Source organism: Streptococcus sp. F0441 (assembly GCF_000314775.2).
In the GTDB taxonomy this organism is placed as follows: Bacteria; Bacillota; Bacilli; order Lactobacillales; family Streptococcaceae; genus Streptococcus.
In genome coordinates this window covers 1,517,252-1,538,832 of the sequence record NZ_KB373321.1, presented here as the reverse complement: position 1 = coordinate 1,538,832, position 21,581 = coordinate 1,517,252, and the positions used below count along the sequence as shown (strand labels likewise).

Annotated in this window: 23 protein-coding genes; 22 read left to right on the top strand and 1 reads right to left on the bottom strand. The window is 40.9% G+C overall.

Features of this window, described 5'->3' with window-relative positions; translation table 11 throughout:
- Window positions 1-70 precede the first annotated feature (70 nt).
- The 10 genes from HMPREF9188_RS07430 (at window position 71) to HMPREF9188_RS10665 (ending at window position 8,509) form a co-directional block, all read left to right on the top strand.
- Window positions 71-769, top strand: coding sequence for an N-acetylmannosamine-6-phosphate 2-epimerase (locus tag HMPREF9188_RS07430; protein WP_001135658.1), 699 nt, complete (start codon window positions 71-73; stop codon window positions 767-769).
- Window positions 770-883: 114 nt separating this feature from the next.
- On the top strand, window positions 884-2,212 hold the full coding sequence (locus HMPREF9188_RS07425; RefSeq protein ID WP_009730446.1) for an ABC transporter substrate-binding protein: 1,329 nt from the start codon (window positions 884-886) through the stop codon (window positions 2,210-2,212).
- 218 nt (window positions 2,213-2,430) lie between these two features.
- Entirely contained in the window at window positions 2,431-3,297 is an 867-nt protein-coding gene (locus HMPREF9188_RS07420) for a carbohydrate ABC transporter permease (protein ID WP_162279145.1), read from the top strand.
- Window positions 3,298-3,312: 15 nt separating this feature from the next.
- The gene (locus HMPREF9188_RS07415) at window positions 3,313-4,152 is read left to right on the top strand and encodes a carbohydrate ABC transporter permease (RefSeq protein ID WP_001183243.1); all 840 of its coding nucleotides are present in this window, start codon (window positions 3,313-3,315) and stop codon (window positions 4,150-4,152) included.
- A 228-nt stretch (window positions 4,153-4,380) separates the two neighbouring features.
- On the top strand, window positions 4,381-4,833 hold the full coding sequence (locus tag HMPREF9188_RS07410; RefSeq protein WP_009730444.1) for a YhcH/YjgK/YiaL family protein: 453 nt from the start codon (window positions 4,381-4,383) through the stop codon (window positions 4,831-4,833).
- A 20-nt stretch (window positions 4,834-4,853) separates the two neighbouring features.
- Window positions 4,854-5,498 carry a YesL family protein gene (locus HMPREF9188_RS07405; RefSeq protein ID WP_009730443.1) on the top strand — a complete coding sequence of 215 codons (645 nt, stop codon included), beginning with the start codon at window positions 4,854-4,856 and terminating at the stop codon, window positions 5,496-5,498.
- A 170-nt stretch (window positions 5,499-5,668) separates the two neighbouring features.
- Window positions 5,669-6,586 carry a dihydrodipicolinate synthase family protein gene (locus HMPREF9188_RS07400; RefSeq protein ID WP_009730442.1) on the top strand — a complete coding sequence of 306 codons (918 nt, stop codon included), beginning with the start codon at window positions 5,669-5,671 and terminating at the stop codon, window positions 6,584-6,586.
- A gap of 17 nt (window positions 6,587-6,603) precedes the next feature.
- On the top strand, window positions 6,604-7,488 hold the full coding sequence (locus HMPREF9188_RS07395; protein WP_009730441.1) for an ROK family protein: 885 nt from the start codon (window positions 6,604-6,606) through the stop codon (window positions 7,486-7,488).
- A gap of 355 nt (window positions 7,489-7,843) precedes the next feature.
- Window positions 7,844-8,212 carry an EXLDI protein gene (locus HMPREF9188_RS07390; RefSeq protein ID WP_009730440.1) on the top strand — a complete coding sequence of 123 codons (369 nt, stop codon included), beginning with the start codon at window positions 7,844-7,846 and terminating at the stop codon, window positions 8,210-8,212.
- Between the two features lie 174 nt (window positions 8,213-8,386).
- On the top strand, window positions 8,387-8,509 hold the full coding sequence (locus HMPREF9188_RS10665) for a hypothetical protein (protein WP_009730439.1): 123 nt from the start codon (window positions 8,387-8,389) through the stop codon (window positions 8,507-8,509).
- Here HMPREF9188_RS10665 and HMPREF9188_RS07385 read toward each other — a convergent pair.
- The gene (locus tag HMPREF9188_RS07385; protein WP_009730438.1) at window positions 8,506-9,357 is read right to left on the bottom strand and encodes a MurR/RpiR family transcriptional regulator; all 852 of its coding nucleotides are present in this window, start codon (window positions 9,355-9,357) and stop codon (window positions 8,506-8,508) included. The two genes, HMPREF9188_RS10665 and HMPREF9188_RS07385, sit on opposite strands and share 4 nt — an antisense overlap.
- 255 nt (window positions 9,358-9,612) lie before the next feature.
- On the opposite strand from HMPREF9188_RS07385, the gene pbp2b reads away from it, so the two are divergent.
- The 12 genes from pbp2b (at window position 9,613) to HMPREF9188_RS07325 (ending at window position 21,576) form a co-directional block, all read left to right on the top strand.
- Window positions 9,613-11,655, top strand: coding sequence for a penicillin-binding protein PBP2B (gene pbp2b / locus HMPREF9188_RS07380; protein ID WP_009730437.1), 2,043 nt, complete (start codon window positions 9,613-9,615; stop codon window positions 11,653-11,655).
- A gap of 10 nt (window positions 11,656-11,665) precedes the next feature.
- On the top strand, window positions 11,666-12,262 hold the full coding sequence (recR, locus tag HMPREF9188_RS07375; RefSeq protein WP_009730436.1) for a recombination mediator RecR: 597 nt from the start codon (window positions 11,666-11,668) through the stop codon (window positions 12,260-12,262).
- Window positions 12,263-12,437: 175 nt separating this feature from the next.
- Entirely contained in the window at window positions 12,438-13,481 is a 1,044-nt protein-coding gene (locus HMPREF9188_RS07370; protein WP_009730435.1) for a D-alanine--D-alanine ligase, read from the top strand.
- An 83-nt stretch (window positions 13,482-13,564) separates the two neighbouring features.
- Window positions 13,565-14,938, top strand: coding sequence for a UDP-N-acetylmuramoyl-tripeptide--D-alanyl-D-alanine ligase (locus HMPREF9188_RS07365; RefSeq protein WP_009730434.1), 1,374 nt, complete (start codon window positions 13,565-13,567; stop codon window positions 14,936-14,938).
- The gene (locus tag HMPREF9188_RS07360) at window positions 14,925-15,536 is read left to right on the top strand and encodes an NUDIX hydrolase N-terminal domain-containing protein (protein ID WP_009730433.1); all 612 of its coding nucleotides are present in this window, start codon (window positions 14,925-14,927) and stop codon (window positions 15,534-15,536) included. Before HMPREF9188_RS07365 ends, HMPREF9188_RS07360 begins: the two co-directional genes overlap by 14 nt.
- Before the next feature lie 196 nt (window positions 15,537-15,732).
- Complete coding sequence (locus HMPREF9188_RS07355) at window positions 15,733-16,437, top strand: YwaF family protein (RefSeq protein ID WP_009730432.1); 705 nt, start codon at window positions 15,733-15,735, stop codon at window positions 16,435-16,437.
- Window positions 16,438-16,669: 232 nt separating this feature from the next.
- Window positions 16,670-18,040 (top strand): cell division protein FtsA, encoded by a 1,371-nt coding sequence (gene ftsA, locus HMPREF9188_RS07350; RefSeq protein ID WP_009730431.1) that lies wholly within the window; start codon window positions 16,670-16,672, stop codon window positions 18,038-18,040.
- Window positions 18,041-18,056: 16 nt separating this feature from the next.
- Window positions 18,057-19,313, top strand: coding sequence for a cell division protein FtsZ (gene ftsZ, locus HMPREF9188_RS07345; RefSeq protein ID WP_000144259.1), 1,257 nt, complete (start codon window positions 18,057-18,059; stop codon window positions 19,311-19,313).
- Between the two features lie 3 nt (window positions 19,314-19,316).
- Complete coding sequence (locus HMPREF9188_RS07340) at window positions 19,317-19,988, top strand: YggS family pyridoxal phosphate-dependent enzyme (RefSeq protein ID WP_001049621.1); 672 nt, start codon at window positions 19,317-19,319, stop codon at window positions 19,986-19,988.
- Window positions 19,989-19,997: 9 nt separating this feature from the next.
- On the top strand, window positions 19,998-20,528 hold the full coding sequence (locus HMPREF9188_RS07335) for a cell division protein SepF (RefSeq protein WP_009730430.1): 531 nt from the start codon (window positions 19,998-20,000) through the stop codon (window positions 20,526-20,528).
- Window positions 20,528-20,788 carry a YggT family protein gene (locus HMPREF9188_RS07330; RefSeq protein WP_000576499.1) on the top strand — a complete coding sequence of 87 codons (261 nt, stop codon included), beginning with the start codon at window positions 20,528-20,530 and terminating at the stop codon, window positions 20,786-20,788. Before HMPREF9188_RS07335 ends, HMPREF9188_RS07330 begins: the two co-directional genes overlap by 1 nt.
- Window positions 20,785-21,576 carry a YlmH family RNA-binding protein gene (locus tag HMPREF9188_RS07325; protein ID WP_009730429.1) on the top strand — a complete coding sequence of 264 codons (792 nt, stop codon included), beginning with the start codon at window positions 20,785-20,787 and terminating at the stop codon, window positions 21,574-21,576. Before HMPREF9188_RS07330 ends, HMPREF9188_RS07325 begins: the two co-directional genes overlap by 4 nt.
- Window positions 21,577-21,581 lie beyond the last annotated feature (5 nt).

Below are 21,581 nucleotides of genomic sequence, written 5' to 3'. Positions count from 1 at the left end.
ACAAGTTATTGAAAGCGCTTAACAAATAATATATAATAAGCCCATAAGAACAAGAAAGGGAGGAAAGAGGATGCCACAGATCAGCAAAGAAGCCTTGATTGAACAAATCAAAGATGGAATCATTGTCTCTTGCCAGGCACTTCCTCACGAACCGCTTTACACAGAAGCGGGAGGAGTCATTCCCTTGCTAGTCAAAGCGGCTGAGCAAGGTGGAGCAGTCGGTATCCGAGCAAACAGTGTTCGCGATATCAAGGAGATCAAGGAGGTTACGAAACTCCCAATTATCGGAATCATCAAACGTGACTATCCGCCACAGGAGCCCTTCATTACAGCTACGATGAGAGAAGTTGATGAACTGGCTGAACTAGATATTGAGGTCATTGCTCTGGATTGTACCAAACGTGAACGTTACGATGGTTTGGAAATCCAAGACTTTATCCGACAAGTCAAAGAAAAATATCCGCATCAACTCTTAATGGCTGATACCAGTACGTTTGAAGAGGGAATCGCAGCAGTTGAAGCAGGGATTGATTTTGTTGGAACAACCCTATCAGGCTACACCTCTTATAGTCCCAAAGTAGATGGTCCAGACTTTGAACTGATCAAAAAACTGTGTGAAGCAGGCGTGGATGTCATCGCTGAAGGGAAAATTCATACACCAGAACAAGCTAAGCAAATCCTTGAATATGGGGTGCGAGGTATCGTTGTTGGTGGAGCTATTACTAGACCAAAAGAGATTACGGAACGCTTTGTTGCCGGTCTTAAATAACACAATCTCAAAACAGAGGAGAGTGGTCGATGCGTCGAACAAAATGAAAACGTATACAAATATAAACTTACTCATTATCCAATATGGATACGCTTATAAATTAGGAGAATACAGATGAAATTTAGAAAACTAGCTTGTACAGTACTTGCGGGTGCTGCGATTCTTGGCCTTGCTGCTTGTGGTAACTCTGGTGGAAGTAAAGATGCTGCAAATTCTGGTAGCGATAGCGGAAAAACAGAAATCACTTGGTGGGCATTCCCAGTCTTCACACAAGAAAAAACGGGTGACGGTGTTGGAACTTATGAAAAATCAATCATCGAAGCTTTTGAAAAAGCAAATCCAGATGTAAAAGTAAAATTGGAAACCATTGACTTCAAGTCAGGTCCTGAAAAGATCACAACTGCTATCGAAGCAGGAACAGCGCCAGACGTACTCTTTGACGCACCAGGACGTATCATCCAATACGGTAAAAATGGTAAATTGGCTGAGTTGAACGACCTCTTCACAGACGAATTCGTCAAAGATGTCAACAACGAAAACATCGTACAAGCAAGTAAGGCTGGAGATAAAGCTTACATGTATCCAATCAGTTCAGCTCCATTCTACATGGCTATGAACAAGAAAATGTTGGAAGATGCTGGAGTTGCAAACCTTGTAAAAGAAGGTTGGACAACTGATGACTTTGAAAAAGTTTTGAAAGCGCTTAAAGATAAAGGCTATACACCAGGTTCATTGTTCAGTTCTGGTCAAGGGGGAGACCAAGGAACACGTGCCTTCATTGCAAACCTTTATGGCGGTTCTGTAACAGACAAAGACGTAACCAAATATACAACCGACGATCCTAAATTTGTCAAAGGTCTTGAAAAAGCGGCTAGCTGGATCAAGGACGGTTTGTTGAACAATGGTTCACAATTTGACGGTGGAGCAGATATCCAAAACTTTGCGAACGGTCAAACTTCATATACAATCCTTTGGGCACCAGCTCAAAACGGTATCCAAGCTAAACTCTTGGAAGCAAGTAAGGTAGACGTGGTAGAAGTACCATTCCCATCAGACTCTGGTAAACCATCTCTTGAATACCTTGTAAACGGATTTGCAGTATTCAACAACAAAGACGACAAGAAAGTCGCAGCTGCTAAGAAATTTGTTCAATTCATCGCAGATGACAAAGAATGGGGTCCTAAAGACGTTGTTCGTACAGGTGCCTTCCCAGTTCGTACATCATTTGGCAAACTTTATGATGACAAACGTATGGAAACAATCAGCAGCTGGACTAAATACTACTCACCATACTACAACACAATCAACGGATTTGCTGAAATGAGAACACTTTGGTTCCCAATGTTGCAATCTGTATCAAATGGTGACGAAAAACCAGCAGATGCTTTGAAAGCCTTCACTGAAAAAGCTAACGAAACCATCAAAAAAGCTACAAAACAATAAGCACTAAGTCAGATTGATTCCCCCTTTTCCCTGTGCACTACGGTGTAAGAAAAGGGGGACTTTTGTTTGAAATGTAAGGAACTGTCACGAAATTAAAATGAAGTTCTTACATAAGCGAATCTTAAAAAATTTCATTTTGATTTTAAAACAGTTTAAGAAAATCAAAAAATATTTTATTTGAAAGAGAGGTGCCGACTGTGAAAGTCAATAAAATTCGTATGCGGGAAACAGTGATTTCCTATGCTTTCTTAGCACCAGTATTATTCTTCTTTGTCATCTTTGTCTTGGCTCCTATGATTATGGGATTCATTACAAGTTTCTTTAACTACTCCATGACGAAATTTGAGTTTGTAGGCTTGGACAACTACATTCGTATGTTTAAAGATCCTGTCTTTACCAAGTCTTTGATCAATACCGTTATCCTGGTTATCGGTTCAGTACCAATTGTTGTACTCTTCTCGCTCTTTGTAGCATCTCAAACCTATCATCAAAATGCTATTGCTCGATCTTTCTATCGTTTCGTCTTCTTCCTACCGGTTGTAACAGGTAGTGTTGCCGTAACGGTTGTATGGAAATGGATTTATGACCCTCTATCAGGGATTTTGAACTTTGTTCTTAAGTCAAGCCATATCATCAGCCAAAATATTTCTTGGCTGGGTGATAAAAACTGGGCTTTGCTAGCGATTATGATTATCCTTTTGACAACATCTGTTGGTCAACCGATTATCCTTTATATCGCTGCCATGGGAAATATTGATAACTCACTAGTTGAAGCAGCGCGTGTTGACGGTGCGACTGAGTTCCAAGTGTTCTGGAAGATCAAATGGCCTAGCCTTCTTCCAACAACTCTTTACATCGCGATTATTACGACTATCAACTCATTCCAATGTTTCGCTTTGATTCAGCTCTTGACTTCTGGTGGTCCAAACTACTCAACAAGTACCTTGATGTACTACCTTTACGAAAAAGCCTTCCAATTGACAGAATACGGCTATGCAAATACCATCGGTGTCTTCTTAGCAGTGATGATTGCCATTGTCAGCTTTGCTCAATTCAAGATCCTCGGAAACGACGTAGAATACTAAAGAAAGGAGACAGTTATGCAACCTACACAAAAGAAACCCTTAACAGCTTTCACTGTTATTTCAACGATTATCTTGCTCTTGTTGACCGTGCTGTTCATCTTTCCATTCTACTGGATCTTGACAGGGGCCTTCAAATCACAGCCTGATACCATTATGATTCCGCCACAGTGGTTCCCTAAAATGCCAACCATGGAGAACTTCCAACAACTCATGGTGCAAAACCCTGCTATGCAGTGGATGTGGAACTCTGTATTTATCTCACTAGTAACCATGTTCCTAGTCTGCGCGACCTCTTCTCTAGCAGGTTATGTCTTGGCTAAAAAACGTTTCTATGGTCAGCGCATCCTCTTTGCAGTCTTTATCGCTGCCATGGCTCTTCCAAAACAAGTTGTCCTTGTACCATTGGTACGTATCGTCAACTTCATGGGAATTCACGATACTCTTTGGGCAGTTATCTTGCCTTTAATTGGATGGCCATTCGGGGTCTTCCTTATGAAACAATTCAGTGAAAATATTCCAACAGAATTGCTTGAATCAGCTAAAATCGACGGTTGTGGTGAGATTCGTACTTTCTGGAGCGTAGCCTTCCCTATTGTGAAGCCAGGATTTGCAGCTCTTGCAATCTTTACCTTCATCAATACTTGGAACGACTACTTCATGCAGTTGGTTATGTTGACTTCACGTCAAAACTTGACCATCTCACTCGGGGTTGCGACCATGCAGGCCGAAATGGCGACCAACTATGGTTTGATCATGGCGGGTGCAGCTCTTGCAGCCGTGCCAATCGTAACCGTCTTCCTTGTCTTCCAAAAATCCTTCACACAGGGTATTACTATGGGAGCTGTTAAAGGATAGTACTCTGCGAAAATCGAATTCAAATAAGGTCAGCATCACCTTGCCATACTTAAGTATTGCCTGCGGTTAGCTTCCTAGTTTGTTCTTCAATTTTCATTGAGTATAAGAGAATACAGAGTTATAAGTGTCTACAAAATGGAGAGAATGCAGTTACTTCGTGAAGTTTTGTCAGACACTTATAAACTTAATTTATGATTTTAGTTAACTATCAGAAACGAAGGAAACAGTATGATTTTTGACGATTTGAAAAACATCACTTTTTACAAAGGGCTTCATCCCAATCTAGATAAGGCTATCGACTATCTTTACCAGCACCGTAAGGATTCGTTCGAATTAGGTAAGTATGAGATTGACGGGGACAAGGTCTTTCTAGTTGTTCAGGAAAATGTCCTCAATCAAGCTGAAAATGATCAGTTTGAGCACCATAAGAATTATGCAGATTTGCATTTGCTGGTAGAAGGACATGAATATTCAAGCTACGGTTCACGTATCAAAGACGAGGCGGTAGCATTCGATGAAGCGAGTGACATTGGTTTTGTCCATTGTCATGAAAACTACCCACTCTTGTTGGGTTATCACAATTTTGCGATTTTCTTCCCAGGGGAACCGCACCAGCCAAATGGCTATGCAGGTATGGAAGAGAAGGTTCGCAAATATCTCTTTAAAATTTTGATTGATTAAAGGAATCAGGAGGAACAAACATGGCACAAAAAGGAGTGAGCCTTATCAAGGCAGCATTTGATACAGATAACTTTCTCATGCGTTTCAGTGAGAAGATCTTGGATATCGTGACAGCCAATCTTCTTTTTGTCGTCTCTTGTTTGCCCATCGTGACGATTGGAGTGGCTAAAATCAGCCTCTACCAAACCATGTTTGAGATTAAGAGAAGCAGGCGAGTACCTGTTTTCAGAACCTATCTGAGAGCTTTCAAGCAAAATCTGAAACTGGGTCTTCAGTTAGGTTTGCTGGAGTTGGGCATTGTTTTGCTAAGTCTTTTAGACCTCTATCTCTTCTGGGGCCAGACAGCTTTACCTTTCCAGATTGTGAAAGCTATTTGTTTGGGGATTCTCATCTTCCTCACTCTGGTGATGTTGGCTAGCTATCCCATCGCTGCGCGCTATGATTTGTCTTGGAAAGAAGTGCTGCAAAAAGGGCTTATCTTGGCAAGTTTTAACTTTCCGTGGTTCTTCCTCATGTTAGCCATTCTCTTTCTCATTGTGATGGTTCTTTATCTATCCGCATTCACTCTCCTTTTGGGTGGGTCAGCTTTTATCCTCTTTGGTTTTGGTTTGCTAGTCTTTCTCCAAGCAGGTTTGATGGAGAAAATCTTCAGCAAATACCAGTAGGATAGTTTGTTTCTGAAACTACTTTCAATCGTTACAGTTTCTAAAATACAAGTAGAAACTAAAATCTAAGTGTATGCAAGATATTGAAAGCGATTTTCACAAGGTGTATACTAAACTTGTAAAAAATAGAACTGCTCTCAGCAGAAAAAAGAAATCTTAGGAGAAAATCTATGTCAGATTTGAAAAAATACGAAGGTGTCATTCCAGCCTTCTACGCATGTTATGATGATCAAGGAGAAGTAAGTCCAGAGCGTACACGCGCCTTGGTGCAATACTTTATTGATAAGGGAGTTCAAGGTCTCTATGTCAACGGTTCTTCTGGTGAATGTATCTACCAAAGCGTGGAGGATCGCAAGTTGATTTTGGAAGAAGTTATGTCAGTTGCCAAGGGCAAATTGACCATCATTGTTCACGTAGCTTGTAATAATACTAAAGACAGTATTGAATTGGCTCGCCATGCGGAAAGCTTGGGAGTAGATGCTATCGCAACAATCCCACCTATTTACTTCCGTTTGCCTGAGTACTCAGTTGCTAAATACTGGAATGACATTAGTGCTGCAGCACCAAACACAGACTATGTCATCTACAATATTCCTCAATTGGCAGGTGTTGCTTTAACTCCAAGTCTTTACACTGAAATGTTGAAGAATCCTCGTGTTATCGGTGTTAAGAACTCTTCTATGCCAGTTCAAGATATCCAAACCTTTGTGAGCCTTGGTGGGGAAGACCATATCGTCTTTAATGGTCCAGATGAACAGTTCCTAGGAGGACGCCTCATGGGTGCTAAAGCTGGTATCGGTGGTACTTATGGTGCTATGCCAGAACTCTTCTTGAAACTCAATGAGTTGATTGCAGAGAAAGACTTGGAAACAGCGCGTGAATTACAATACGCTATCAATGCAATCATCGGTAAATTGACTGCTGCACATGGAAATATGTACTGTGTCATCAAAGAAGTTTTGAAAATCAATGAAGGTTTGAACATTGGTTCAGTTCGTTCACCATTGACACCAGTAACTGAAGAAGATCGCCCAGTTGTAGAAGCAGCTGCAGCCTTGATTCGTGAAACCAAGGAGCGCTTCCTCTAATCCATAAGGAGGTATTTATGACACACTACGTTGCAATTGATATTGGCGGAACCAACATCAAATATGGTTTGATTGACCAAGAAGGTCAACTTGTTGAATCGCATGAAATGCCAACTGAGGCATATAAGGGTGGACCCCATATCTTACAAAAGACAAAAGATATCGTAGCCAGCTATTTAGAAAAGGGTCCAGTCGCAGGTGTTGCCATTTCTTCTGCAGGAATGGTGAATCCTGACAAGGGGGAGATTTTCTATGCGGGACCTCAAATCCCGAATTATGCAGGAACCCAGTTCAAGAAGGAAATCGAGACTAGCTTTAATATTCCTTGTGAAATTGAAAATGATGTCAACTGTGCAGGTCTTGCTGAGGCAGTATCTGGTTCAGGCAAGGGAGCGAGTGTGACACTTTGTTTGACCATTGGAACAGGTATCGGTGGTTGCTTGATTATGGATGGGAAAGTTTTTCATGGATTTAGCAATTCAGCCTGTGAAGTCGGTTATATGCATATGCAGGATGGAGCTTTCCAAGATTTGGCTTCTACCACAGCTTTGGTAGAATATGTAGCAACAGCTCATGGTGACTCAGTCGACCAGTGGAATGGGCGACGCATCTTCAAGGAGGCCACAGAAGGAAACAAAATCTGCATGGCTGGCATTGACCGTATGGTAGATTACCTCGGGAAAGGTCTAGCAAATATTTGCTACGTTGCCAATCCGGAAGTTGTTATTCTTGGCGGTGGTATCATGGGGCAAGAGGCAATCCTCAAACCCAAGATTCGCACAGCTTTGAAGGCAGCCTTGGTACCAAGTCTAGCTGAAAAAACACGATTAGAATTTGCCCATCACCAAAATACAGCAGGTATGTTGGGAGCTTATTATCATTTCAAAACAAAACAATCCTAGTTTGGAATTATAGAATTAAGCAGAACACTTAATCACTAGTTGAGTGAAAAGTGTTTTGCTTAATTCTTTTTTTGATGATAGAAAAACTGTCAAGTATATGAAAAGTAGTGGAAAGACAAAGAAGAATTACAAAAAAACGATAGGAGCAGATTTCCTACCATCGAAAAATATATGAGAGGAGATAGCCTTAGAAGACGGTGCAAGCACTCTACTTTGTTTCTAAATACTAAAACTTAAATCAAGAAGAAAAAAGTGATATAATGAGATGGACGAGAAACTAACAAATTGGAATTTGTTTTCCTTAGGTTCCTTGATTTTCACTTTTGTCCAATTTTTGAATATATGGAGGTAATTTATGGAATATAAAGAAATAAAATTAAACGTTTCAAATAATAAAATCAGAGAATATAAGCAATTTGAAGGCTTGAAATTATATTCTGATTTTTTCAAATCTGAAGACGGAAGAAAATTAACTAATAAAAGAGTATATGTTACAAGAAAACAAAATTATGTTTATTATGAAAGAACGGATGTAAATTGGAATTATTGGTCAAATAAAGATAGTTATAATTCAGATTTTATTCCAGATAATGTTGAACATGATATTATTTTTGAGATTTCTTCAGAACTAAGCACCTTTAGTAAACATTTAGGGAAAGAACTGATTGAAAAAATAGAGTTAAAATATAATAATGGAGAGATTTTAGAAATATTAGACATTTAATCCACTGGTTTAATTAGAGTCATTATTAAAATATAAGATCTTTATACTCATATATTCAAATCTCGGTTTGTAGAAGCGAAACAATTAAATAAAACCATTGAAGAGGAAGTAAAAGCAAGTAGCCGATACTTCCTTTTTTGTTGTCAAAAATCCAAAAAACGGAAAGGAGAATTTATGGAAGAACTGAAAAATAAGGATAAAAACGGCATTAGCTCAAAGAGAAAGATTGGAAAGATCACTTACGAGCTTATTATCATTTCAAAACAAAACAATCCTAGTTTGGTCCAACCAAACTAGGATTTTCTAGCGCGTTTTTGTCTACGATAGCCATTGAGTTTTTTATTTTCCCAATAGCTATTAAAGATTTTTTCCTTGCTCTCACGATTGATTTCTAAAAAGTAGGCATAAATCAAATCTGTTAAAAAGAGCATAGGGAGCTGAGCGGAAATACGCTGGATGTAAGAAGATTGGCTATGACTTGCGACTAGGACTGTTTCGGTGTAGGCCTGACAGTCTTTGCTAGGAGAACTGGTAAAGAGAATGGTCTTGGCGCCCATATCCTTGGCATCCAGCAAACTATCTAGGACAGATTGGGTAGTGCCAGACAGGGAAAAACCTAGTACCAAACAATTTTCATCCATGATGCTGGTCGTCCATGCAAAGCCGTCCTGATCGGTTAAGGCTTCACAGACCACACCCAGACGCATGAAACGCAATTTCATTTCACGAGCGACAAGACCGGAACTGCCTGTTCCAAAGAAGTAGACACGCTCAGCATCTTCGATTAACTGGGCGACTCGTTCAAGCTGCGCTTCGTCAATCAAATCCTGCGTTTGTTCTCGCATAATACTGTAGCTTCGCAAAACACGTTTGGTCAAAGGACTGTGCTTGTGCGAATGAGTGTCCTGTTTACTAGCCTGGTGCTGGTATTGAAAGATGAATTCTCGGTAACCTGTAAAACCACACTTTTTAGCAAAGCGGGTCAGCGCTGCTTGGGAGATATGTAATTTCTGGGTAACTTGCTGAGAAGAAAGATCATCTTGACTCGTTTCAGGTTGTAAAAAATAGCGAGCGATTTCTTGCTCGAGCTCAGTTAATTCTTCAAAATGGAGGTCGATTATGGTTGCGATATCCTGCTTTTTCATGGAGCTCCTTTTCATGAGTCAAACTCTTAAAAGTTGACGATTGCCTGCTTATTAACATCATTATATCATAGAAGATAGGATAACTAAATAAAAAGGCATTTTCAGTTAAAAGTCAAAAAATGCTTCGACTTTTCCAAGAGTTTCTCCGTAAAATATGGTACAATGAAAAGTACTGAGCTTCACCTGTTTGCTCTATTATTTTATATGTAATAAAGGTGAAAATTGGAAATTTTTCTAGAAAAGAGTCTTAGTTGTATGAGAAAATTCAATAGCCATTCGATTCCTATTCGGCTTAATTTACTGTTTGCCATTGTTATCCTGTTGTTTATGGCCATTATTGGTCGATTGTTATATATGCAGGTGCTCAATAAAGACTTCTATGAAACAAAATTGGCTTCAGCCAGCCAGACAAGGGTAACAACCAGTTCAGCTCGTGGGCAAATCTATGATGCAGCAGGGAAACCCTTGGTAGAAAACACTGTCAAGCAAGTCGTTTCTTTCACCCGAAACAATAAAATGACGGCAGCAGAATTGAAGGAGACAGCCAAGAAACTTCTCACATATGTGAATGTAACCTCCCCTAATTTGACAGATCGTCAGATTGCAGATTATTACCTGGCGGACCAGGACGTTTACAAAAAAACAGTCGAATCCTTGCCAAGTGATAAACGCCTAGATTCAGATGGGAATCGCTTATCTGAAGCGACTCTCTACAATAATGCAGTTGAAAGTATTGACGTGAGTCAACTCAATTATACAGATGACCAGAAAAAGGAAATCTATCTCTTTAGTCAGCTCAATGCCGTTGAAAATTTTGCGACGGGCACCATTTCTACGGATGCCTTGAATGATACCCAAGTTGCTCTCGTTGCATCAGCATCCAAGGAATTACCAGGTATCAGTATTTCAACCTCATGGGATAGAAAAGTCCTAGATACTTCTTTGTCTTCAATTGTAGGTAGTGTATCAAGTGAAAAATCAGGTCTTCCAGCGGAGGAAGTGGATGCTTATTTGAAAAAAGGGTATTCTCTCAATGACCGAGTGGGAACTTCCTATCTTGAAAAACAATATGAAGATGTTCTTCAAGGCAAACGCTCTGTCAAGGAAATCCACCTCGACAAACACGGAAACATGGAAAGTGTAGAAAATGTCGAAGAAGGAAGCAAAGGAAACAACATCAAACTAACGATTGACCTAACTTTCCAGAATGGTGTAGATGACCTACTCAAGAGCTACTTCAACTCAGAGTTGGGTAACGGTGGAGCTAAATACTCTGAAGGAGTCTACGCTGTAGCCCTCAATCCTAAAACCGGTGCAGTTCTAGCGATGTCGGGTGTCAAGCATGATGTCGAATCCGGTGAATTAAGTTCAGATTCACTTGGAACGATAACCAATGTCTTTGTTCCAGGATCTGTCGTTAAGGCAGCAACTCTTAGCTCTGGTTGGGAAAACGGGGTCTTGTCAGGCAATCAAACCTTGACAGACCAGCCGATTGTTTTCCAAGGTTCGGCTCCTATCAATTCATGGTATACCTTATCCTATGGCTCCTTCCCTATCACAGCAGTTGAAGCTTTGGAGTACTCTTCTAATACCTACATGGTTCAGACTGCGCTAGGGATCATGGGGCAGTCCTACCAGCCAAATATGATAGTCGCAACTGATCAGTTAGAAACTGCAATGGGCAAATTGCGATCAACCTTTGGGGAATATGGACTTGGAGCTTCAACAGAGATTGACCTCCCAGATGAATCTACAGGATTTACACCAAAAGAATTTGATTTGGCCAACTATATTAATAACGCCTTTGGTCAGTTTGACAACTACACACCTATGCAGTTAGCCCAGTATGTCGCAACCATTGCAAACAATGGCGTACGATTGGCTCCTCACATCGTTGAGGGAGTTTATGGAAACAATGACCAAGGTGGCTTAGGAAATCTAGTTCAAGAAACAGCCACCAAGGAACTGAACAAGATCAATATCTCAGAAGCGGATATGGCTCTCTTGCACCAAGGTTTCTATCAAGTTTCGCATGGAACGAGTGCTCTGACAACTGGTCGTGCCTTTTCAAATGGCGCAGCCGTTTCCATCAGCGGGAAAACGGGGACAGCCGAAAGTTATGTTAATGGCGGTCAAAAGGCCAATAATACCAACGCAGTTGCTTATGCACCAACCGATAATCCTCAAATCGCGGTCGCAGTCGTCTTTCCTCACAACACCAACCTAACAAATGGTGTCGGACCTTCAATTGCGCGTGATATCATCAATCTTTATAACCAACAACATCCAATGAATTAGAAAGGAACTTATGCTGTATCCAACACCTATTGCCAAGTTAATTGATAGCTATTCGAAGCTTCCAGGTATCGGAATCAAAACGGCTACCCGTCTCGCCTTCTATACCATTGGAATGTCTGATGACGATGTCAATGAATTTGCCAAAAACCTTCTATCTGCCAAGCGGGAATTGACCTATTGTTCCATCTGTGGTCGCTTGACGGATGATGACCCTTGCTCGATCTGTACAGATCCGACTCGAGACCAGACAACCATCTTAGTGCTAGAGGATAGTCGCGATGTGGCTGCTATGGAAAATATCCAAGAATACCACGGACTCTATCATGTCTTGCACGGTCTCATTTCTCCTATGAATGGTATCAGTCCAGACGATATCAATCTCAAGAGCCTCATGACCCGTCTCATGGATAGTGACGTTTCAGAGGTAATCGTGGCAACCAATGCGACAGCAGATGGGGAAGCGACGTCTATGTACCTCTCTCGTTTGCTCAAACCAGCTGGTATCAAGGTCACTCGCCTAGCACGAGGCCTAGCCGTGGGAGCAGATATCGAGTATGCGGATGAGGTCACACTCTTACGAGCCATTGAAAATCGGACAGAGTTGTAAGTGTAGACCAATTTACTAACTCCATTCATCTATACAAACAATCAAGGAGACCGACTTTGTTTTTATCGGTCTCTTTTTATGTTTTTTGAAGATCAGTATTAGCTTCAAGTTTTAAAAAAGAAGCAAATATGATATACTAAAGAACGAGTATTCTATTAGAATTGGAACAAATAATATGAAACAAACGATTATTCTTTTATACGGTGGACGAAGTGCAGAGCGTGAAGTCTCTGTCCTTTCAGCTGAAAGTGTGATGCGTGCGGTCAACTACGACCGTTTCACAGTCAAGACTTTCTTTATCAGTCAGTCAGGAGACTTTATCAAAACGCAAGAATTTAGCCAGACTCCAGGTCAAGAGGATCGTCTCATGACTAATGAGACCATTGACTGGGACAAGAAAATCGCGCCAAGTGCTATCTACGAAGAAGGCGCTGTGGTCTTTCCAGTTCTTCATGGACCGATGGGAGAAGACGGCTCTGTTCAAGGATTTTTAGAAGTTTTGAAAATGCCTTATGTCGGCTGTAATATCTTGTCATCCAGCCTTGCCATGGATAAAATCACGACCAAGCGTGTCTTGGAGTCTGCTGGGATTGCCCAAGTTCCTTATGTGGCCATTGTCGAAGGGGATGATGTGACTGCTAAAATTGCTGAAGTTGAGGAAAAGTTGACTTATCCAGTCTTCACGAAGCCGTCAAACATGGGTTCAAGTGTCGGTATTTCTAAGTCTGAAAACCATGAGGAACTCCGCCAAGCTTTGGACCTCGCCTTCCAATATGACAGCCGTGTCTTGGTAGAACAAGGAGTGAATGCGCGTGAAATTGAGGTTGGTCTCTTGGGCAACTACGATGTGAAGAGCACTTTGCCAGGTGAAGTGGTCAAGGATGTTGCCTTCTATGACTACGATGCTAAGTATATCGACAACAAGATTACCATGGACATTCCGGCTAAAATTAGTGATGATGTGGTTGTTGTCATGCGTCGAAATGCTGAAACTGCCTTCCGTGCGATTGGTGGTCTCGGTCTATCTCGTTGCGATTTCTTCTATACAGATAAGGGAGAGATTTTCCTAAATGAGCTTAATACCATGCCAGGTTTTACCCAGTGGTCTATGTACCCACTACTTTGGGACAATATGGGAATCAGCTACCCAGAGCTAATCGAGCGTTTGGTTGACCTTGCTAAGGAGAGCTTTAACAAGCACGAAGCGCATTTGCTATAAAAATGAAAGAAGGGGTAGAAGCCCGAACCTTCACTGTAGGTGATTAGAGTTCTCGGACTTCAACCCTTTTTAAAGGAGTAGAAATGAAATTAACAATCCATGAAGTCGCCCAAGCTATTGGAGCTAAAAATGATGTTAGTCTTTTTGCGGATGCTCAGTTAGAAAAAGCTGAGTTTGACAGTCGTTTGATTGCTGCAGGGGACTTATTTGTGCCACTCAAAGGTGTGCGTGATGGTCATGACTTTATCGAAACAGCTTTTGAAAATGGTGCTGCAGTAACCTTGTCTGAGAAAGAGATTGCAAATCATCCCTACATTTTAGTAGATGACGTTTTGTCTGCCTTTCAAACCCTAGCTGCCTACTATCTTGAAAAAACAGCAGTTGATGTCTTTGCGGTAACGGGTTCAAATGGTAAAACAACGACCAAGGATATGTTGGCGCACTTGCTATCAACAACCTACAAGACCTACAAAACTCAAGGCAATTACAATAACGAGATTGGACTTCCCTACACAGTTCTCCACATGCCTGAAGGGACAGAAAAGTTGGTCTTGGAGATGGGGCAGGATCACTTGGGAGATATCCATCTTTTGTCTGAATTGGCTCATCCTAAGACAGCCATCGTGACCTTGGTTGGAGAAGCTCATTTGGCCTTTTTCAAAGACCGTTCCGAGATTGCTAAGGGAAAAATGCAAATTGCTGACGGTATGGCACCAGGTTCTTTGCTTTTGGCACCAGCTGACCCGATTGTAGAGGACTACTTGCCTACAGATAAAAAAGTGATCCGTTTTGGGCAAGGAGCTGAGTTAGGAATCACAGACTTGGTTGAGTGCAAGGATAGTCTGACCTTTAAGGCTAATTTTTTGGAACAAGCCCTCTATTTGCCAGTGACTGGTAAGTACAATGCTACCAATGCTATGATAGCTGCCTACGTGGCTCTCCAAGAAGGGGTCTCAGAGGAGCAGATTCGTCAGGCCTTTCAAGATCTTGAATTGACGCGTAACCGTACCGAGTGGAAGAAGGCTGTCAATGGAGCAGATATCCTGTCAGATGTGTACAATGCTAATCCAACAGCGATGAAGTTGATTTTGGAGACTTTTTCGGCTATTCCAGCCAATGAAGGAGGCAAGAAAATTGCTGTTCTAGCAGATATGAAGGAACTCGGTAGCCAGTCTGTTCAACTCCATAACCAGATGATTTTGAGTCTTTCCCCAGATGTGTTGGATACAGTTATTTTCTACGGAGAAGACATTGCCGAATTGGCACAACTGGCTAGTCAAATGTTCCCAATCGGTCACGTTTTCTACTTTAAGAAAACTGCGAGCGAAGATCAATTTGAAGACCTAGTCAAGCAGGTCAAGGAAATCCTTGGAGCTAATGATCAAATCCTGCTCAAAGGCTCTAACTCCATGAATCTAGCTAAGTTAGTCGAAAGTTTAGAAAATGAATGCAAGTGATTTTGCCAAGTATCTGCAAAGAATGCTAGCCATTACGGATACTGGATTAACCTTTACAAAAGATCCTTTTGACCGCGAGCGTTACGAGGACTTGCGAAGCCTGTTATCTGAAATGTTGAATCAGGGATTAGACATAGATGCAGAAGAAGTGGCAGAAGTCATGAAACCAACTTCCGCTTATGCAACTCCTCTGATGGACGTCCGTGCTTGGATTGTTGAGGATGAAAAAGTCTGTTTAGTTAGAGGAAAAGGAGAGGATAGTTGGGCTTTGCCAGGTGGCTTTGGTGAAGTCGGCTATTCTCCAACAGAAAATATTCTCAAGGAAATTGAAGAAGAAACCGGTTTTACAGCAAAAGCTGAAAGGTTACTTGCAGTTTTTGATACCAATCGTTTCCAACTACAGAGCAAACAGTATGCAAAGTTTGTCTTTGAATGTAAGCTTCTTGATGGACAATTTCAAGAGAATCAAGAAATTGCTGAGCTTCAATTTTTTGCCATTGACCAACTGCCGGCCTTATCTGAAAAACGCATCACCAAGGAGCAAATGGAGATTCTTTGGCAAGTTTATAAAGGACAAAGAGACCAATATGTCGATTAGTTTGTGCTAGAGAAGTCGACAAATCAAAAAAGGGTGTCTGTAAAGTGCATTTCTGCAATACAAATGATATAATAGGTTGCGAATTTAAGACGCAAGTGTTCTATGAATAGCATAGAATCAAGTTTTTTCAAAAAATTTAAAAGCTGGAGAAAGTGAATTTTTTACTGCCTCTAGCTAGATGAACGAGGAATAGAATATGAATTTGTGGGATAAATTATTTACCACGCAGATATCAGAACCGCCCCAGTTTGAACTCCACTGGTATATTGGTTTGTTATGTTTACTGGCCTTTACTTTCTACGCTTCTTATCGTTTTCGCGACAAAGTGGCTTACCAACGATTTATTCAGATTCTTCAATCTGTTCAATTGATTGTTCTGTATGGCTGGTATTGGGGAAACCATCTGCCCCTGTCAGAAAGTTTACCCTTCTATCATTGCCGTGTAGCCATGTTTGTCTTGCTCCTGATCCCGGGAACCTCTAAGTACAAGCAATACTTTGCCCTTCTAGGAACCTTTGGGGCAACAGCGGCTCTGACTTATCCACTATTTGATCCTTATCCGTTTCCACACGTGACCATCCTGTCCTTCATTATCGGACATGTGGCACTTTTGGGAAATGCACTCTTATACTTGTTTAAAAACTATGAAGCTTCTCTGCTCAACTTCAAAAATGTGGCGGTGATTACCTTCACCTTGAACGCTTTGATATGGGTTGTTAATTTAGTTGTCAGTGGGGATTATGGTTTCTTAACGAGACCGCCACTTGTTGGAAATCACGGACAACTTTTGAATTACCTTATTGTTTCGAGCGCTATCGTGATAGCAATTTGCGTAACGGCAAAATTGCTAGAGATTTTTTTACAGCAAAAATCGGAAGAATTTATTCAAGAGAAGGTCTAAAAAGACCTTCTTTTTTGATCGGTTATAAATATTATCGAATTGTTGACAAGAACATCAAAACCTTTTTCCAGAAGAAAAATTTTCTAATATTTTCTCAAAAAACATGCAGGAAATTTACGAAAAACTAAGCATGATTAGTTTTTTTGTGTTATAATATTCTTTGAATAGCTATGCCCAAACATAGTTATTAAATAGAAGTGAGAAACTTGGAAGATAGAGAGGATGCGATGTAATGACTAGAGATGGTTTTTTTACAGGCTTAGATATCGGAACTAGCTCCATTAAGGTGTTAGTTGCTGAGCATAGAGATGGCGAAGTAAATGTAATTGGTGTTAGTAATGCCAAAAGTAGAGGTGTAAAAGACGGAATTATTGTTGATATTGAAGCAGCTGCTTCAGCAATCAAATCTGCAATCACACAGGCAGAAGAGAAAGCAGGCATTTCTATCAAGTCTGTCAACGTTGGTCTTCCAGCAAATCTTTTGCAGGTCGAACCAACACAAGGAATGATTCCTGTAACATCAGATACAAAAGAAATCACAGATCAGGATGTTGAAGATGTTGTTAAATCAGCTTTGACAAAGAGCATGACTCCTGATCGTGAAGTGATTACCTTCATTCCTGAAGAGTTTATCGTGGATGGTTTCCAAGGAATCCGTGACCCTCGTGGTATGATGGGTGTCCGTTTGGAAATGCGTGGTCTGCTTTACACAGGTCCTCGTACGATTCTACACAATCTTCGCAAGACGGTCGAACGTGTAGGTATCCAGGTTGATAATGTGATTATTTCACCTTTGGCGATTGTGAACTCCGTTCTCAATGAAGGCGAACGTGAATTTGGTGCGACTGTCATTGACATGGGTGGAGGTCAGACTACTGTAGCGACTATCCGCAACCAAGAATTGCAATTCACCAACATCTACCAAGAAGGTGGAGATTACGTTACAAAAGACATTTCTAAAGTCTTGAAAACATCTCAAAAGATTGCAGAAAGTTTGAAACTGAACTATGGTGAAGCTTACGTTCCACTTGCAAGTAATGAAACTTTCCAAGTTGAAGTAATTGGCGAAGTAGAACCTGTTGAAGTGACAGAAAGCTACTTGGCAGAAATTATTTCAGCACGTATCAAACATATCTTTGACCAAATCAAACAAGAGTTGGAAAGAAGACACTTGTTAGATTTGCCAGGTGGTATCGTCCTTATCGGTGGAAATGCAATTTTGCCAGGCGTTGTTGAATTAGCCCAAGAAGTATTTGGTGTTCGAGTAAAACTCTATGTTCCAAATCAGGTTGGAATTCGCAACCCTGCATTTGCTCACGTGATTAGTTTATCTGAGTTCGCTGGTAAATTGACTGAAGTCAATCTTCTTGCTCAAAAAGCAGTTAAAGGAGATGAATTCCTTCGTCAAAAACCAATCAACTTTGGCATTCCAAATCAACGTTTGAATCCTGTGGCGCAACCAAGCCCAACACAGACAACTCCAGTTGAAACTGTACAGGAAGCTCCAGTTGCTCCCAAGGAAGAATTCCAAGCAAGTTCTCAAAGTAAACCAAAGCTAACAGAACGTTTCCGTGGTTTAATCGGAAGCATGTTTGATGAATAAAAGAGGATAAGAAATTATGACATTTTCATTTGATACAGCAGCAGCTCAAGGCGCAGTTATTAAGGTAATTGGTGTCGGTGGTGGTGGTGGTAACGCCATCAACCGCATGGTTGACGAAGGTGTTGCTGGTGTAGAATTTATCGCAGCCAACACTGATGTACAAGCACTTAGCAGTACGAAAGCAGAAACCGTTATCCAACTTGGTCCCAAATTGACTCGTGGTTTGGGTGCTGGAGGTCGTCCAGAAGTTGGACGTAAAGCTGCAGAAGAAAGCGAAGAAGCTTTGACGGAAGCAATCAGCGGTGCAGACATGGTCTTCATCACTGCTGGTATGGGTGGTGGATCTGGTACAGGTGCTGCCCCTGTTATTGCACGTATCGCTAAAGATCTTGGTGCTCTTACAGTTGGTGTTGTGACACGTCCTTTCGGATTTGAAGGAAGCAAACGTGGTCAGTACGCTGTAGAAGGAATTAATGAACTTCGCGAGCATGTTGATACTTTGTTGATTATCTCTAACAATAACTTACTTGAAATTGTTGACAAGAAAACACCGCTTCTTGAAGCTCTTAGTGAAGCAGATAACGTTCTTCGCCAAGGTGTTCAAGGGATTACTGACTTGATCACGAACCCAGGATTGATTAACCTTGACTTTGCTGACGTGAAGACTGTAATGGCAAACAAAGGGAATGCCCTTATGGGTATCGGTATTGGTAGTGGTGAAGAGCGCGTTGTTGAAGCAGCTCGTAAAGCAATTTACTCTCCACTTCTTGAAACAACTATCGATGGCGCCGAAGATGTGATTGTCAACGTTACTGGTGGTCTTGATTTAACTTTGATTGAAGCAGAAGAAGCTTCAGAAATCGTCAATCAAGCAGCTGGTAAAGGTGTAAACATCTGGCTTGGAACATCTATCGACGAAAGCATGAAGGATGAAATCCGTGTGACTGTTGTAGCGACAGGTGTTCGTCAAGAACGACTAGAAAAAGTAGTCGGGTCTGCTACCAACCAACCAGTTGGTCGACCATCAACTAAAACTCCACAAGCACATACATTTGACCGTCAATTCGACTTGGAAGAGACAGCAGAACTGCCTAAATCAAGTTCACGTCGCTTTGAAACCAACCAAGCATCTGCTTTTGGAGATTGGGACTTGCGCCGTGAGTCAATTGTTCGCCAAACAGATCCCGTTGTTTCACCAGTTGAACGCTTTGAAACACCAGTTTCACAAGATGAGGATGAATTGGATACACCTCCATTCTTCAAAAATCGTTAATCAATGAATTTGAAAAAAAACACTGAATTAGTTTTTCAGCAAATTGCTGATGCTAGTCAAAAAGCCAACCGTAATCTAGATGCTGTTTCAGTAATCGCAGTGACAAAATATGTAGATGTACAAACAGCGGAAGCCTTGCTTCCGCTTGGCATCCATCATATCGGTGAAAATCGAGTTGATAAATTTTTAGAAAAATATCAGGCCTTGAAAGATTACCCAGTCACTTGGCATTTAATAGGAACACTACAGAGACGGAAAGTAAAAGAAGTAATCCCATATGTGGATTACTTTCATGCTTTAGACTCCCTAAAGTTAGCACAGGAAATTCAAAAGAGAACAGATCATGTTATCAAGTGTTTCTTGCAGGTTAATATTTCTGGGGAAGAAAGCAAGCATGGGTTTTCAAAAGAAGAATTGCTAGAACTTTTGCCAGAATTGGCTAAGTTAGATCAGATTGAGTATGTTGGTTTAATGACCATGGCTCCTTTTGAGGCAGACAGTGATGAATTGAAAGAAATTTTCAAGGATACGCAGGCTCTGCAAGCAGAAATTAGAGAAAAACAAATCCCTAATATGCCGATGACAGAGCTAAGTATGGGAATGAGTCGTGATTTTAAAGAAGCGATTCAGTTCGGCTCAACCTTTGTTCGAATCGGTACAGCATTTTTTAAATAGGAGAGAGCTATGTCTTTAAAAGATAGATTCGATAAATTTATAGATTATTTTACAGAAGATGGAGAAGAAACGACTAACTACCAGACTCAACAAGAGGAAACAGTTAGCCCAGCCATCTCATCTTCTAAAGGATTACCAGCATCTGCTCAGCCGGGATCAGTAAAAGATGCGAATATTACTCGCCTCCATGCTCGTCAACAAGAGTTGGCAAAGCAAAACCATCACTCAGATGAGAAAGTGACGATTGATGTTCGTTATCCAAGAAAGTATGAGGATGCAACTGAGATTGTTGATTTGTTAACTGGAAATGAAAGCATCTTGATTGATTTCCAATACATGACAGAAGTACAAGCGCGCCGTTGCCTTGATTACTTGGACGGAGCCCGTCACGTCTTGGCTGGAAATATGAAAAAAGTTGCGAGTACGATGTATCTATTGACGCCTGTCAACGTTATCGTGAATATTGAGGATATCAAACTTCCAGACGAATCACAAGGTGCCGAGTTCGGCTTTGATATTAAACGAAATAGAGCAAGATAATGATTTTCTTAATCCGTTTAATTCAAAATGCAGTTAGCATTTACTCCATCATTCTCGTTGCATTTGCTCTTCTTTCATGGTTTCCAAATGCCTATGAAAGTCAACTAGGTCGCTTAGTCATCAGACTTGCTCGTCCAGTTATCGAGCCACTTCGTAAGCTCAATTTACAATTTGCTGGTCTTGATTTTACGGTTTGGGCCGCGTTGATTCTGATCCAGTTTCTTGGAAATATCTTAACACGACTAGTGCTATTACTATGACAGTAAATCGATCCATTTATCAGCATTTTTCCCAAGATGATATTCCCTTTATTGATAAGGGTTTAGAGTGGATCAAGCGGGTAGAAGATACATATGCACCAGTGCTTACTCCTTTTATCAATCCCCATCAGGAACAGATCTTGAGGGTGCTAGCTGGGACATATGGACTGGGTTGCCAAAGTAGTGGTGATTTTCTTCCGACGGAGTCGGTTCGTGTTCTTCTGTATCCAGATTACTTTGAACCGGAAATATCAGACTTTGAAATGACCTTGTTAGAAATTTGCTATCCGAGCAAGTTTGAACAGCTGAGCCATGGAAAAATATTGGGAACAATCATCAACCAGCTAGGAATTGACCGTAAATTATTTGGTGATATCTTGGTAGATGAAAAGAGAGCACAGATTTTTGTCAATCGTGATTTTATTCCTCTTTTTCAGGATGGAATAAGAAAGATTGGCAGACTTCCTGTATCGCTGGAGGAACGTCCTTTTACCGATAGGATTATATCTAAAATTGACTTTAGAGAACGAGAAATTTTAGTTTCGAGTTTTCGATTGGATGCCCTCTTATCAAGTGCCTTGAAATTATCTAGAAATCAAACCAGTCAACTGATTGAGAAAAAATCTGTCCAGGTAAACTATCATCTGGTTGAAAAATCTGATTACCAAGTTGCCGTTGGGGATTTGATCAGTGTGAGAAAGTTTGGTCGTCTAAAAGTTGTCAAAGACAATGGACAGACAAAAAAAGACAAGATAAAATTAAGCATTCAATTATTATTAAGTAAGTGAGGAAA